This is a genomic window from Caballeronia mineralivorans PML1(12), assembly GCF_001028175.1.
Taxonomy (GTDB): Bacteria; Pseudomonadota; Gammaproteobacteria; order Burkholderiales; family Burkholderiaceae; genus Caballeronia; species Caballeronia mineralivorans.
The window spans coordinates 48,132-62,151 of record NZ_AEJF01000091.1; the positions used below are offsets into that span (position 1 = coordinate 48,132).

Sequence of the window (14,020 nt, forward strand, 5' to 3'; positions counted from 1 at the left end):
TGACGGGCAAACGCGCATCGACGGAGCCAGAACCGGAACCAGACAACGAACTCACATGCCCGCCGTCACGCGCGAAGCACCATCGCGCATCATGTTCCTGTACCGCGCCAGCGCCCACAGCGGGAAGAACTTCCTATACCCGTGGTATCGCAGATAAAACACTCTCGGGAATCCGGTCGCCGTAAATCGCGTTTCGTCCCACAAGCCATGTTCACGCTGTGTGGAATGCAGATACTGCACGCCCTTCGCCACCGCCGGATGATCGACAAACCCCGCCGCCATCAACCCCATCAACGCCCACGATGTCTGCGAGGCCGTGCTCGGCGCCGCTTCATATCCGCGATAGTCGAGCTTGTAACTCTCGCCGCCCTCGCCCCATCCGCCATCGGCGTTCTGAATGCTGATGAGCCAATGCGCGGCGCGCTGCATGCGGCTATCGGTGAGAGACAAACCAGCGGCGTTTAGCGCACACAGCGCCGTCCACGTCCCGTAGATATAGTTCAGCCCCCAACGCCCGTACCAGCTTCCATCGCGTTCCTGACCGCGCAAGATGTAGTCGAGCGAGCGCTTCGCCGGCTCGCTCGTCGACGGCTGCTCACCCAGTTGCGCGAGCATCGAAAGGCATCGCCCGGACACATCGACAGTAGGCGGATCAAGCAACGCGCCGTGATCGGAGAACGGAATGTTGTTCAGGTAATACTGCGTGTTTTCAGGCTCGAAAGCGCCCCACCCGCCGTCGCTGCTCTGCATGCCGACAACCCATTCCCGCCCGCGCGCAATCGCTTCGCCATACAACGCCGTCCCGTTTTCGCGATCGGCGCGTTCCATCGCCATCGCAACAACTGCCGTATCGTCAACATCCGGATAATGCGGATTCGCGAACTGGAACGCCCACCCTCCGGGCCGGATATTCGGCCGGCGCGAGATCCAGTCGCCGCGTACATCGAGGATCTGCAGCGGCACGAGCCAATCCAATCCACGCGAAACCGCCGCCCGCGCCTTGGGCGTATCCGCTTCGAGCAACGCGTGCGCGGCGAGCGACGTGTCCCATATCGGCGATAAACACGGCTGGCAATAAGCCTCGCCGTCCGGCGCTTCATCGATGATCAATAACTTCTCAATCGACTTGCGCGCAATCGCCCGGTTCGGATGATCTTCCGGATAACCCAGCACGTCGTACATCATCACGGAGTTGGCCATCGCGGGAAAAATCGCGCCGAGGCCATCTTCGCCGTTCAGCCGTTCATCGACGAAACGCACAGCCGCTTCTATCGCGCGCTGCCGCGTGTGGCGCGGGAACAGCGGATCGACGGCGCGCAGCAACGTATCCACGCAGCGGAACAGCACGAACCAGCCCTGATGCTGATGCGGCGCACGCGCGGCCATGCCGGCGTTGACGGGGGCATCGAAGAACAGTTCATCGATACGCACGCCCTTCGGATTACGCGCCTTTGGCCGCTTCGCGTTCAGCACGAGCAGCGGCACGATCACGGTCCTCGCCCAGTACGACACCTTCGACAGATGGAACGGAAACCACTCGGGCAAGAGCATGATTTCGACGGGCATCATGGGCACCGCGCGCCACGACACCACGCCGAACAGCGCCAGCAAAATCCGCGTGAACACGTTCGATTTTTCCGCGCCGCCGGCCGCAAGAACCGCGCGACGCGCCCGCTGCATGTGCTCGGCTTCGGGCGAATCGCCGATCATCTTCAGCGCGAAGTACGCCTTGACGGTGGCACTGACGTCCATGGCGCCATCGGTGAACAAAGGCCAGCCGCCATCTGCGCGCTGGATCCGGCGCAAGTACCGCCCGATCTTCGCTTCGAGTTCGGGCTTGGGCGTCTCGCCAAGGTAATGCCCGAGCAGCACGTACTCGGCGGGAATGGTGGCGTCGGCTTCAAGCTGATAAAGCCAGTAGCCATCGGGATGTTGGTCGGCGAGCAGTGCATTGGCAGCGCGCGCCACCGACGCTTCCAGCGCCGCCGTCGTCACCGGCTGGATGCCGGGTGGCTGGACAGTTTCATTCATCAGCGTTGCACCGAGGAGTTCATCGAGGGATTCATAAGCAGGTCCGCGGCCTTCTGGCCGGAGCGGATCGAGCCTTCTATGGTTGCGGGCAGCCCGTTGGCGATCCAGTCGCCGGCAAGCATCAAATTCGACCAGCGCGTACGCGTGGCCGGCCGGAGGTTTTCCTGGCTCGGCACGGCCGCGAAAGTCGCGCGCTTTTCCGTGACGATCTGCCAGGTCGGCATACGCTCAACCGGCAAGCGCGCCGCCTTCGCAACTTCTTGCCAGATGGTCTGTGCAAGGGTCTCGCGCGGGGTATCGAGGAGACGATCGGCGCCGCTGATGGTCACCGAAAGGCGGCCATCGAAAGCGAACAGCCATTCGGCGGTGCCGTTCAGCAAACCGGTCATCGGATTGAAAGCAAGCGGCGGATCGATGGCGAAATGCGCATTGACGATGGCGCGGAATTCGTTCGGCGCGCTGATACCCGGCACCAGTTGCTGCGCTGCGTTCGGCGGCACGGCAAGCACTACACCGTCGTTAGGACCCACGTCCACGCGGCCGTCCTCGAAATCAAGCGATGTCACGCGCGTCTTCGAATCCGTGCCCGTAAAGCCGATCTCCCGCACCCGCGATCCGAGCTTGATCTCCACGCCGCCATATTGCAGCAGGCGCAACGCGGGATCGACGAACACATGGCCCAGGCCGTTGCGCGCGACCAGCGGCCGGCACGCCTGACCTCCGGCCAGCAGCGTTTCCTTCAGCACGTTGCCCGCAAGCACCGCGCTGCCTTCACGTGGATCGACATTCAGCACGGCCAGGAACAGCGGATTGATCAGCGCGTCCCACAACCGCCCGTTGGTGCGCATGGTCTGCTGCATCGTGCGGCCGGGTTTGGCGAACAGCAGCGGCGCCAGCGACAAATAATCGGCGGGCATGGTGCCGGGAACACGTGCGGCGGAATCGAAGATCCAGCCCGGCACACGGCCCGGCGAAAGCTTCACGGTCCAGCGCGCGCCGCTGCGCAGATCCATGAACGGAAACTCGGGCTGGGTCGGACCGACGAGTTCATCGGCAGCGCCAATCGCCTTGGCATAGCTCAGCGTGGCGTGGTTGCCCGACAGCACCAGATGATTGCCGTTATCGATAGTCGCGTTGAGCTTGATATCGAAGTACGAACGGCAGCGGCCACCTGCGTGCGGCGCGGCTTCGTGCAGGACCACACGCGCTCCGCGACGCTGCAACTGCACCGCGGCAGCGAGTCCCGACAACCCTGCGCCAATCACATGAACAAGACGCGCCATCAGAAAATATGTCGCGCAACGATCCACAGCAGCCGCGAACGCGGCGTGCGGACGTGGTTGCGCGGGAGATCGAAGCCACGTTTCAGATTGGCTTCAAGAACGCAGCGATACGCACCCGACATAATCCGCGGCGCACGCACCTGAGCGCGCGGCACGGTGGCCATGATCGCGTCGGATTGCGCGTAGTGCGTCCGCGCACGGTCGGCGAGCGTCAGGCAGACGCGCGGCAGGCGGGCGTCGCCGACTATCGAGCCAATGTCGGTTGTGGAAATGCCTTCGCGAGACAGCAGTTCGCGCGGCAGATAAACGCGCCCAATCTCAGCGTCTTCATCTATGTCGCGAAGAATGTTCGTGAGTTGCAGCGCACGGCCGAGGTGGTGCGCGAGACGCCGCCCGGCGTCTTCATGCATCCCGAATATCCTCACCGATAACCGCCCGACCGCGCTCGCCACACGGTCGCAATAAAGGTCGAGCGTGGCTTCGTCGGGCGCGACGATATCTTCGGCGGCGTCCATCGCCATGCCGTCGATCACGGCCATAAAGTCGTCGCGCGAGAGGTGAAAACTATGAATGTGTTGCGTCAGCGCGGCCAGCGACTTGCGTGGCTTGCCGGCATAACAATCGTCTATATCCACACGCCATTGTTCAAGCGCGCCGGCACGTTCGCCACGCGGCAGCGAGCCGTCGGCGATATCGTCCACCGCGCGGCAGAACGCGTAGACCTGGTACATGGCGTCGCGCTGCGCAGCCGGCAGGATGCGCATGGCGAGATAGAACGAACTACCCGACGTCACCTTGGCGGCGTCGGGAGCAGGATCGTCGGCGATAAGATTGGAAACGGCCAAGACGGACTCCGCTGTGGCGCCCCCAAGGGCAGTGTGTTAGATCGGGCGCCGGGCAATTCGGCGCTTCGCTGAAAATTGCTTCGAAGCTGGATGCAAACCCGGCGCAAACCGGCTTCAGGTGGCGTACAAGCCATGCCGGAAGCGGCGAAAAGTATATCAAGTTTGTGACGTGTTGCCTGAGGACGGCTTGCGGCGTGCTTTCCGTGAACCTTAACCTTCGTACAAAAACGTCTAGTCTAAGGATATAACGCTCGTTACGACCTGTGGAGTAGCGCGGCGTTGGTTTTGAATTGCTGCTTCAGGCGCCGCGCACTGGAGGCACTTCTTCTGAACCTGATCGCCATTATTCCCAGCCAACTTTACCGGTCAGCCGTTATTTTCCATCAAACTTACCGTCCTTTTGACGCGTCACGGAGCCCGCGCTTTACAGCGTGTTTGACAGAATCGATTAATCAATTTGAAAGGCATGATTTATGCAAGCGTTACCTTTCCCAAGCGCCGGCGAAAATCGGGCAGCAGCTAAAATGCGTGGAATTCCTCGCGTTGCAATCGTTGCTTTTCACCAATGCATAAAGATGCCGCGCTGAGCCATTTACATCGAGACGACGACTCACCATGACGCCGCAACGCGAGGAATCAGGCGCTGACCACTGGCAAGACGAGCCGCCGTTCCCCGTTGTGCCGGAGCGCAATTTCGCCGCCCAGCGCACCACCCTCCGGATCCTGCTGATCGCCGCCATCGTATTGCCCTGCCTGTATTTGGCGGGCATGTCGTGGAGCGACCTGAAAACGCGCGAACGCGATGCCGCCGAAGTGGCCGAACGCAACGCGCACGTCGCCGAAGAACACGCGCTGAAAGTCTTCGACATGAACGAGACGCTCAACGCCCGCATGATCGATCTGATCGACGGCGTGGACGACGACACCCTGCGCCGCGAAGAAGCCCCTATCCACGACAAACTCAAGGCGATGGGCGGTGGTTATCCGCAAGTGGCGTCGGTGGCCATCTTTGGCGCGGACGGGCGTCTGATTGCCACGAGCCGCGCCTTCCCCTCGCCGGATGTATCGATAGAAACGCGCGACGACTTCGTCGGCATTCGCGACAACAAGGTGCTCGAAAACGTCTCCCGCCTGATGCTCAGCAAGGTGGGCGGCGAGACGGTATTTAACACGGCGGTGCCACGCAAGAACTCGGATGGCCGCTTTGCCGGCATTGTGACGATTGCGCTTCGCCCCAGTTATTTCGCCGGGTTTTATCGCGAGTTGCTGGGTGACCACACCACCGTATCGCTCGGCCTCACACGCTCGGACGGTGCGGTGCTCGCCTGGTATCCGACGCGTCCCCCCGGCCGCTCGGAACTCGCCGCGAGTTCGCCCTTGCGCGATGCCTTTACCTCGGGACTTCGCAACGGCGTCGTGCGAATGCGCTCAGGGCTCGACAACGAAATGAAGATCGTGGCGTATCGGCAAGTGGGGAATTATCCCGTGTTCGTGTCGAGCGGTTATCCCGTCGCCACCATCTGGGCCGGGTGGTATCGCCGCATCGGCGTGCTGATGGTGACGCTGTTCGCGCCGTGCGTGGTGCTATGGGGCGTGATCTGGCTTTCGCTGCGCCGTCTCGCTCATGAAGAAGATGCCTGGGAGCGCTGGCAGGCCGAGGCGTCCATGCGCCGCTCGATCGAATCGGCTTACCGGCAGGCACGCAAGATGGAAGCGCTGGGCAATCTGGTCGGCAGTGTCGCGCACGACTTCAACAACCTGCTGATGATCCTCTCCACCAACGTCCAGATTGTCCGGCGACGCGGCGCTACGGGGCTGGATCGCGAGTTGTCGGCCATGGAACGCGCGCTTAAAAGCGGCCAATCGCTCACGCGCCAGTTGCTGGGTGTCGCCCGCAAGCAGCCGCTGCGCAACGAAACCATCGCTATCGGCAAGTGGCTGCCGGCGTGCCGCGAATTGCTGAAGGCGTCACTGGGCGCGAAGGTCGCGCTGAACCTCGAAACGAATACGGATGGTTGGCCGATTCGCGTCGATGCAGCCGAACTCGAGCTCGCGCTGATCAACGTCGCGGTGAACGCGCGCGACGCCATGCCGAGCGGCGGCACCTTCTCGGTCCGCGCGGACAACGTGTGCTTCCGGCACGAGGACGGCTTTCCGATCCTCGGCGAATTCGTGCAGTTGACGCTGGAGGACACGGGCGCGGGCATGAGTCCCGAGATCCTCGGCCGTGCGTTCGAACCGCTGTTCACCACCAAGTCCAAAGGCATGGGCACCGGTCTCGGCCTGCCGCAAGTGTTCGCGTTCTGCGAGCGGGCGGGCGGCGTGGCGACGATCGACAGCGCTGTGGGCGCGGGCACGTCAGTGCGGCTCTATCTGCCGCGCGCGAACGCAGCCGCGGCGGAAGCCCTCGACGCGCAGCACGACACCACCGCCGCCAGCGAATCGCACGGTTTGCGCGTGCTGCTGGTGGAAGACAACGAGGAAGTTGCGGCGGGCACGGAGGCGTTGTTGTCGATGATGAATCACCACGTCACGCACGTCTTCAATGCGGACGGCGCGATCGCGATGCTCGAAACCGCCCGTCGCGATGTGAAGAATGGCGGCGCGCTGCCGTTCGACGTCGTGCTCTCCGATATCCACATGCCGGGCAAACTGAACGGCATCGATCTGGCCGAGATCCTGCAAAGCTGGACGCCACGCATGCCGGTGATCCTGGTGACCGGCTACGCCGAAGAACTGGATCGAGCGCGTCAGGTCGACGCGCGCGTGCTGTCGAAACCGTTCGACATCGCCCTGCTCGATTCGCTTCTGCAGACCGTTCGCGAAAACCTGAGCGCACGCGCCGACAACCGCGAGCACGGCGAAGCGCCGCACTGAGCCGAGCGACTTTTTCCACACGTTTTGTAAAAACATCCGCACGCACGCTGGTATCGCGATGGATAGCCGTGTTTTGGGCGGCGTCACGGCGCGCGCGCTCGCGACCCGGCACGCGAGTTGCGAGATAACCCGTGAGTTGCGACCTAAACTAGACTTGCGACGACTGTTTTTGACGCGTCGCAACTGCTTACAGGCCACCCAGGGAGGCAGCCATGCGACACACAGTTATTGGTATCTTCGATACCTACGACCAGGCCGAAGTGGCGCGCAGCGCACTGGTTGCCTCGGGTTTCGCTCGTTCTGACATCGAACTCCAGGCTGCGCCTGAACCCTCTTCCCCCGACGATCCGGCCTCGGTAGCCGGCGCGGGCCAGCCGCCCGAAACCGGCGGCGTGCTGGCGAACATCGAACGCTTCTTTTCGATGCTGTTCGGCGGCCGCGATCAACCGCCCGAAGTCGCGCATTATTCCGAAGCCGTGCGGCGTGGAGGCGTGCTGGTTGCCGTCGATACCGCCACCGAAGCGCGCGCCGACGTCGCGCGCCGGACGCTGGCGGAACAAGGTGCAATCGATATTGACGAACGCGCGGCGAGTTGGGGCACGCTAAGCCATGGACGCACGGCGGCGTCCGCAGCCGACGACCGCGATCATTCCTTACTCGATGAACTCGGCCTCGGCTCAGGCAGCGCCGTGCCGGGTCGCGCACCGGTGAATCCGCCTGGAGATCCGCTTGGCACCGCACGCGCCGACGCCAACCGGGCGCGGGCTTATCCGCGCGCGGATAAGGGCGATCCGGCCGCGCAGCCGCTTGATCCGATCACCCCCATCGCCCGCGATGTATTCGCCGGCAGCAGCGACTCGTCGTATCGCGCAACAGGCGGCGATCCGATGACCAGCGGCACCGTCCGGCAGGACACGAAGGAAACACCTCGGCGCTCGGCGTCCTGTGCTGCGACTTCGTTAGATGAACCGCTGGCTGGCGACGCGGGAGTATCGAATCCGGCTCAGAGCGTACGTTCCGCCGATCCGCTGGCGGGTAACGACTCGGCTTATCGTTCGTCGGCTGCGAGCGAGCCGCTGACCGGCGCTGCATCTAAGCAAGGCTGGCGTCCCGTCGACCCGCTCGATCCGCTGGATGAAACCGAAACGTCGTCGCGAAGAGGCGCCATGGGTGGAACCGGCTCGCCGGTTCCGGGGTCGCTGAGCCAGACCGGCGACCCGTCGCTCGGCACCCGTTCAGGGGCGCGATCCACGATGCCGGACGAGTATATGGAGTACGAGGACGACTTCCGCACGGACTTCGAATCGAAGTACGCGGTAACAGGCGCGAGCTACGAAGAGTACGAGGAAGCGTACCGATACGGCGCCTCGGCTGGGAGTGACGAGCGCTATGGCCGGCGCAACTGGGACGATACGATGGAAACCGAACTGCGCCACGACTGGGAAGGCCACAATCTGGGCGGCGGAGATACGTGGGAGCGCTTCAAACTCGCCGTGCGTCACGGCTGGGATCGCGTGACGGGACATCACCACCACATGTAACTCAACCCGCTCCTGTTGTTGAAACGCCAACGGCCCGCTAAAGCGGGCCGTTGGCATTTTGCGTACCGGTTGTGGGGGCAACTCACCGCACCTAAACCGTCGCAAAGCGCTGAACCCAGGCGGTGTATTTATCGACGAATGCCTGCAGGAACTTGCGCGTCTCCTCGTTCACGATCTTGCCACTTGCATCTATACGGTTCGCGTCGTGCTTGATGAACATCTCCGGCTGGCCCATCAGCGGTACATCGAGGTACGCAAGCACATTACGCAAATGCGCCTGTGCGAGCGCCGTGCCGGTCGCACCGAGCGACGTGCCCAGCACCGCGCCTGGCTTGTTGGCCCAGGCGCTGTGCCCCCACGGCCGCGAACCCCAGTCCAGCGCGTTTTTCAGCACGCCGGGAATCGAGCGGTTGTATTCCGGCGTGACAAACAGCAAAGCATTCGCCGCCAATATCTTCTGCTTGAACGTTCGCGCAACCTCAGGAAAGTCGTGATCGTAGTCCTGGCTATAGAGCGGCAAGCTCGCGATGTCCAGGAACTCGAACGAAAAATCCGGCGGCGCGAGCGACGCTACCGCGTGCGCGAGCTGCTTGTTGAATGAATCACGACGAATGCTGCCGACAACAACCGCAATCTTGTAGGTCATGTTTTTTCCCGGTGACTGAATGAAGCGGAGGAATGAAGTGCATCCACGAATCTGACGCTTACCAGCCAAACCATCATAGGCGTTCGGTCGATGCGACGGCTATCCGAAATAGGTCGGATCAACCTCTGGCGGCGCACGTTTCTCATCGTGTTCTGCTTCGCGGTGAGCATTTCAATTGATTACCGGGCGACAGGCCCACCGCAAGCCATTTTCGAGATGATTTCCACAAAGTTGTCCACAGAAACTGTGGACAACTTTGCAGATGTTTAATAAATCCAACTAAACTGCCAAACGCTCGGCGGAATAAGGCTAAGGGCAGAGTTGAAACGCCCAAAACCGCCCAAAACCGCCTTTATCGCCAGTGCTGGGCAAAAAGTTATTGACCGAAGAACACGTTGCACTGGGACGGCGGACCCTGGCATGTCGAGGACTGCGATTTGGCATTGTCAGCAGCGTTGGCAGCGCCCGCCACAGCGAACAAAACGACGGCAGCAAAGACGGAAAGTACGCGTTTCATGAGATACCTCGGTGAGTTGACAACGATCTGACTGGATCGATGAACCGAGAATATCGATTAAGCGAATGCAGAAAAATGACGGTGTAAGGAATTGATCTTTACTGGAATCGCAATGGTTAAGGCTGACCCAGCGCTCGCTCTCCCTGCTTCGAAACAAACTTCACATTCATGCGAGATGCACAACAATATGTTTTCCCAATCGACATTGGTCAGCGATAGGGTTGTGAATAGACTGGTTCACATCGACGGCGTGAAACGCGCTGTCTCCAAACAGTCAGAGGTTCACCATGAAACGCGCACTTATTGGTAGTTTGTTCGTCGCAGTGCTGGTCTCGTCGGCACCCGCCTTTGCTCAATCCTCGGACGTTGCCCAGCCGAACGCCTACGGGCCAAAAACGAGGGCCGAAGTGAAGGCTGAACTGGCCGCTGCGAAAGCAAGCGGTGAGCTCGACGCGATCGACACGGACAGCTATCCGCAGTTGTTGCCGTATCAAACGGCGCGCGCCGGACACGTCACGTCGGGTACGAACGCGACGGCCGTGACGCAAGCAAACGGCACGCGCGCGAACGCGCAATAAGCGCACGCATAAGCTATCGACGAAGACAAAAGATCACGGCGGATTCGATTGCGGAAGCCGCGTGATCTGTCGACGACGTGCATCCTCCGCCTCGCTCCGATGGTGGATTGCCCGGTCCCAGGACCGGGTTTTTTTATGTCCGCAATCGGGGCATTGGTGATCAGCGACCAGAGCACCTTGCCGAGCGTTGCAACCAACTTCTTCTCCGTCTGCAATCCCGATTCGTTCTTCACGATAGCCACTGTGAAGAACGACGAGACCAGCAACGACTGAGTAGCGAAGCTAAGTGAACGAGGCCCGGAGCATAGCGGCTGAATTCGCTTGCGACAGAGCGGATTCGATTAAGGTGAGCGATTTCGGGAGCTGCGCGAGGTGAGGTGCGAGACCCGATGAAAACTCACGCTTGAGGCTATTTTCAAGTATCGCTAACTAGATAGCAGCGATGAGCGAGCTTCATCAAGTGCTTGAGGTATATCTCTGTGAGCCTTTATCTATAAGGCTTTCACGGCTTCGTTCTTACTTGGTTTCGAGACGTCCGTTGCGGGCGCAAGCGTTATACGCCACGCAGGTTCGACACTTCACTCGCGTAAGCGTGCGGTGAGTGAAGCTATAGGTGAGGTAATACGGGAGGGTGATTCAGCGTTGTTGAGAAAGCACATGAAGAGCCTTTTTCGCCTCTCGCCTCGTGATGCGCGCTTCACGTTAAAGCGTTCTCTATCAATGAGTTGCGACCCGTTGTTAAAACAGTTGATACGTGTGTTCATGAGCTTTGAGTGCTCGCCGGCAGTGCTTTGCGATGGTTTCAACCCGCTATAGGTGAGGCTATGCGGGACCCGATACAACGGTATGAAGCTTGCTGATAAGGCCGCGCGCACTGCTTGAACACAACGAGGATCACCATGACATTCAAACGATCCGTCACCATCGGCGCAGCGGCCTTGCTGGTGATCGGCGGACTGGGCGTGCTGGCTGCATGCGCAATGGCGGGCAGCAACAAGAGCAGCAACACACATGTGCCCGAGCCTGCGAAGCCGGTCGATCTCGATCGTTACCTGGGCCAGTGGTACGAATTTGCACGCTATGAGAATCGCTTCGAACGCGGCTGCGAAGCAGTCACGGCAAACTATGCGAAACGCGATGACGGGCTTATCTCGGTCATCAATTCATGTCGGAGTGGAGGCGTGAATGGAGCGTTCAGGTCGTCGGAGGGAAAGGCGAAGGTCTTGCCGGATTCGAGTAACGCGAAGCTCAAGGTATCGTTCTTCGGACCGTTCTATGTGGGTGACTACTGGGTGCTCGATCACGCCGATGACTACACGTGGTCAATCGTCGGTGAACCAGGCGGAAGGTATCTGTGGATCTTGACGCGTGAAGCGAAACTATCGGCGGAACAGCGCACCGCGTTGATCGAACGCGCGCGTAAGCTCGGCTACGACGTGACGTTGTTGCGCGAAACGCTGCATTGAAATTCATCGCGCATGAACGGTCGTCGAACCTCACGCGCCGATCGTTCACTTCAATCACGTACCAATCAGAAAGCGTTCCTTATTGCGCCCCGCCAACCAACCGGGCGGGCGTCCGCGTCCGCTCCACGTCTCGCCGGTCTTCGGATTGCGATACTTGGGCGGCTGCGGCGGCTTCTTGAGCGTCTTGCCACGCTTGGCTGAAAAACCCAATTCTTCGGCCGTCAGGTCGTACTCGACGATTTTGCGCTTGATCTCCTCGATCGCGACCGCGACTTCCTTCTGCTGCGCGATCGCAACTTCCTGATGCAGTTTTTCGAGTTGTGCGGTCAGTTGCTTGTAGGTGGCCATAAGCTGCTCTGTAGGTTCGGCATGCGCACGAAGTGGACATGGCATGGCGACGCCAGCCGTCGATTTTCACGCGTCGACAATCAGTCGTCGATGGCGTCATAGAGATGGCGTTCGAACGCGGCTGCCATCGGAAAGGGTTCCACGCTGCGTCGCTGGATCAGCATGATGCCGATCATGTTTTCAACCGGATCGGCGAACCAGCTCGTACCGAGCGCGCCAGGCCAGCCGAACGAACCTGTCGAACGATAACCGAGCGTGCGCTGTTGTGCAGGATCGTCAACGATCGCCAAGCCGAGACCAAAGCCCTGCCCCGCCCACACGATCTGCCCGAATGCCGGAATGCGGCGCTGGTCGCGCGAGAGAAAATTCGTGCGCATCAGATCGACAGAACGATGCGACAGCAGGCGCGGACCACGCGCGCGTTCATCGGCGTTACCTTGCATACGGCCGCGGCCGAGCAGCAGGCGCGCGAAACGGAGATAGTCGTCGGCGGTGGAAACAAGGCCGCCACCGCCGCTTTGAAAGCGCTCGGGTTTAGCGAAGCGGCTCGATGCCGGATGATCTTCCACCACGCGTTGTTGCGTCACTGGATCGACGGCGTAGGCGACCGACAAACGCCCGAGTTTTTCAAGCGGCACCACGAAGCCGGTGTCATTCATCTCCAACGGCTCGAAGATGCGCGTGCGGAAGAACGCTTCAAGCGACACGCCGCTGATGCGCTGGATCAGCGCGCCGAGGACGTCGGTGGAGATGCCGTAGTGCCAGCGGGCACCGGGCTGGAACATCAAAGGGAGGTCGGCCACGCGTTGCAGCCATGCGCCGGGATCGACCGATGCCTCGACGCCGTTGAAGACATTGCCGTAGGCATCGGCTAGCGCACCGAACGCGCTGAAGTGATACGCGAACCCGGCGCGGTGCGTGAGGAGATCGAGCAACGTGATCGGTGCGCGAGCGGGTTCCGTGCGGTCGAGGGATGCGACGGGGTCCGTCAGAACCTTGGGATTGGCCAGTTCGGGCAACCAGCGCGACACGGGGTCGTCGAGTGCAATCCGCCCTTCTTCCACGAGCATCAAGGCAGCGAGGCTCGTCACCGGCTTGGTCATGGAGGCAATGCGAAACAGCGTGCCGCGCATCATGGGCGTGCGGGTTTCGCTGTCGCTGTGACCTAGCATGTCGACCCGGGCAATTTCACCATGCCGCCAGACCAGCGTGACGCAGCCGGCAACGTCGCCGGTCTCGACGAACTGCTGCATAGCAGTACGAGTGCGCTCGAGGCGCGTCGCGCTAAATCCCGCGTCGGACATTCAAATATCCCTCTTATGGTCACATTCTCTCAGCACGACATTTAAACATGCCGGGAATGTGACACCAAGGGAAGTTTTACCTCGGCTTGTAACTCCGTTACAAAGTGCCGGAAATCAATACGTCAATATGTTACGGATTCTAATCTTTAAGCGAGCGAGCAATTCAATCCCATGCTGGCTTCAAGTTGTTCAAGCCGGTCGATGATTCGCTGCATGCGCGATTGCTGCGCCGGCACGAGTGCGCTGGATGCGACCGAATCAACCCGGTTACGCCAGTAAGACAAGGGGATGCGGTCTTCAGCGGAGATTCTTCCGATTACCTGCTCTAGATGCAGAATATCCGTTTCGATTTGCCGATGATTCATTTGCAACTCCAAGGTAGATGTTATTTCTACTTTTTCTGGAACGAACTTGCGGCAGGGCGCGGACAGATCACCGTTCACGTGTCACAAGCGGAATGTTCAGGATTCGCACAATGCACGGCGCGCCACCGGACTAAAGCAGCGCGGGCCCTCGAAGGACCTGGCCCAGAGTAGCGAAACTTGCTGGGTGCTGTATATTCCGCAAATGCGGAACAGTAAAAA

Annotated in this window: 12 protein-coding genes; 5 read left to right on the top strand and 7 right to left on the bottom strand. The window is 60.7% G+C overall.

Annotated features, from left to right (window positions below):
• Window positions 1-51: 51 nt before the first annotated feature.
• From shc to hpnD, 3 genes are read right to left on the bottom strand one after another with little or no spacing between them, the layout of a single operon-like run.
• A complete protein-coding gene (shc, locus tag EOS_RS14400; RefSeq protein ID WP_047847326.1) occupies window positions 52-2,031 on the bottom strand; it encodes a squalene--hopene cyclase in 1,980 nt (659 codons plus the stop codon).
• A complete protein-coding gene (gene hpnE, locus EOS_RS14405) occupies window positions 2,031-3,314 on the bottom strand; it encodes a hydroxysqualene dehydroxylase HpnE (RefSeq protein ID WP_047847327.1) in 1,284 nt (427 codons plus the stop codon). Before hpnE ends, shc begins: the two co-directional genes overlap by 1 nt.
• Window positions 3,314-4,159 (bottom strand): presqualene diphosphate synthase HpnD, encoded by an 846-nt coding sequence (hpnD, locus tag EOS_RS14410; protein ID WP_047847328.1) that lies wholly within the window; start codon window positions 4,157-4,159, stop codon window positions 3,314-3,316. The genes hpnE and hpnD overlap by 1 nt, the downstream gene beginning before the upstream one ends.
• A 615-nt stretch (window positions 4,160-4,774) precedes the next feature.
• Here hpnD and EOS_RS14415 point away from each other — a divergent pair.
• Both EOS_RS14415 and EOS_RS14420 read left to right on the top strand, forming a co-directional pair.
• On the top strand, window positions 4,775-7,036 hold the full coding sequence (locus EOS_RS14415) for a hybrid sensor histidine kinase/response regulator (protein ID WP_047847329.1): 2,262 nt from the start codon (window positions 4,775-4,777) through the stop codon (window positions 7,034-7,036).
• Window positions 7,037-7,248: 212 nt separating this feature from the next.
• Window positions 7,249-8,577 (top strand): hypothetical protein, encoded by a 1,329-nt coding sequence (locus tag EOS_RS14420; protein WP_047847330.1) that lies wholly within the window; start codon window positions 7,249-7,251, stop codon window positions 8,575-8,577.
• 91 nt (window positions 8,578-8,668) lie between these two features.
• Here EOS_RS14420 and EOS_RS14425 read toward each other — a convergent pair whose 3' ends face one another.
• On the bottom strand, window positions 8,669-9,223 hold the full coding sequence (locus EOS_RS14425) for an NADPH-dependent FMN reductase (RefSeq protein WP_047847331.1): 555 nt from the start codon (window positions 9,221-9,223) through the stop codon (window positions 8,669-8,671).
• A gap of 804 nt (window positions 9,224-10,027) precedes the next feature.
• Here EOS_RS14425 and EOS_RS14435 point away from each other — a divergent pair.
• From EOS_RS14435 to EOS_RS14440, 3 genes are all read left to right on the top strand, one after another.
• Window positions 10,028-10,318 (top strand): DUF4148 domain-containing protein, encoded by a 291-nt coding sequence (locus EOS_RS14435; RefSeq protein ID WP_063779081.1) that lies wholly within the window; start codon window positions 10,028-10,030, stop codon window positions 10,316-10,318.
• 135 nt (window positions 10,319-10,453) lie between these two features.
• Complete coding sequence (locus EOS_RS47065) at window positions 10,454-10,591, top strand: hypothetical protein (protein ID WP_160312496.1); 138 nt, start codon at window positions 10,454-10,456, stop codon at window positions 10,589-10,591.
• 626 nt (window positions 10,592-11,217) lie between these two features.
• Window positions 11,218-11,784, top strand: a complete 567-nt coding sequence (locus tag EOS_RS14440) for a lipocalin family protein (RefSeq protein WP_047847333.1) — start codon at window positions 11,218-11,220, stop codon at window positions 11,782-11,784.
• Between the two features lie 54 nt (window positions 11,785-11,838).
• Here EOS_RS14440 and EOS_RS14445 read toward each other — a convergent pair whose 3' ends face one another.
• From EOS_RS14445 to EOS_RS14455, 3 genes are all read right to left on the bottom strand, one after another.
• Complete coding sequence (locus tag EOS_RS14445; RefSeq protein ID WP_047847334.1) at window positions 11,839-12,132, bottom strand: H-NS histone family protein; 294 nt, start codon at window positions 12,130-12,132, stop codon at window positions 11,839-11,841.
• 80 nt (window positions 12,133-12,212) lie between these two features.
• The gene (locus EOS_RS14450; protein ID WP_047847335.1) at window positions 12,213-13,436 is read right to left on the bottom strand and encodes a serine hydrolase domain-containing protein; all 1,224 of its coding nucleotides are present in this window, start codon (window positions 13,434-13,436) and stop codon (window positions 12,213-12,215) included.
• Window positions 13,437-13,582: 146 nt separating this feature from the next.
• Window positions 13,583-13,879, bottom strand: a complete 297-nt coding sequence (locus EOS_RS14455; protein ID WP_407639138.1) for a hypothetical protein — start codon at window positions 13,877-13,879, stop codon at window positions 13,583-13,585.
• Between the last annotated feature and the right edge of the window lie 141 nt (window positions 13,880-14,020).